General features: G+C 61.5%; 1 protein-coding gene. It reads left to right on the top strand.

Translation table 11 applies throughout. The features are described from left to right. Positions 1-73: 73 nt before the first annotated feature. A partial coding sequence (locus A8G18_RS22155) for a hypothetical protein (RefSeq protein ID WP_064065573.1) occupies positions 74-597 on the top strand: 524 nt, incomplete at its 3' end.

The following is a 597-nucleotide window of genomic DNA, read 5'->3' as shown; positions in this document are numbered from 1 at the left end:
ACATCCTGAAAATCCCCTACAAACTCGGGCCGCGCCCTACCCGAAGCGAACGCACCAGAGGACGACGCCGCAGATGGTGAACCCCATCGATCTACCACCGATGCCGGATTCGATCACAGGCGAACCCCGCCCACCCCGGGCGCCCCGCATCTACCACGGCACGGAATACACACCAGTCAAGCGCTCCCCACGAAAGCCACCGGATGCACCGGAGCATCTCGGCCCCACCCTCGAATGGCTCCAGCCCAGCCTTCGCGACCAGTACGGCGATGCCGCGATGCTTGCCGGACTACTCTCGGTATTCGGGACGATCAGCGCAGGGGGATTCAGCTGGGTCCTCGAATGGTGGGCATGGGGTCTGCTCGCGCTCTTCCCATGGATGATGTTCCGGACCTCCGGAAACCACTGGACAGCAGCCGGTGTCAGTTGGGTGCAGTGGCGCGGCAGTTGGGTCGACACATACAAACTCACCCGCATCCAATTCTCCGCTGACGGCTACAGCCGCGTTCTTCGTTTGAAAGATGCACACGGCAACGAGATCCAATCGTTCAAGATCAGTGAGATCCAGCGCAACCCTGACCTGTGGGACCTGGTCTA

Origin of the sequence: Rhodococcus gordoniae (assembly GCF_001646655.1) — a bacterium.
Classification (GTDB): domain Bacteria; phylum Actinomycetota; class Actinomycetes; order Mycobacteriales; family Mycobacteriaceae; genus Rhodococcus; species Rhodococcus gordoniae.
The sequence above is the reverse complement of the archived record's forward strand: the minus strand, read 5'-3'. Positions and strand labels throughout refer to the sequence as shown.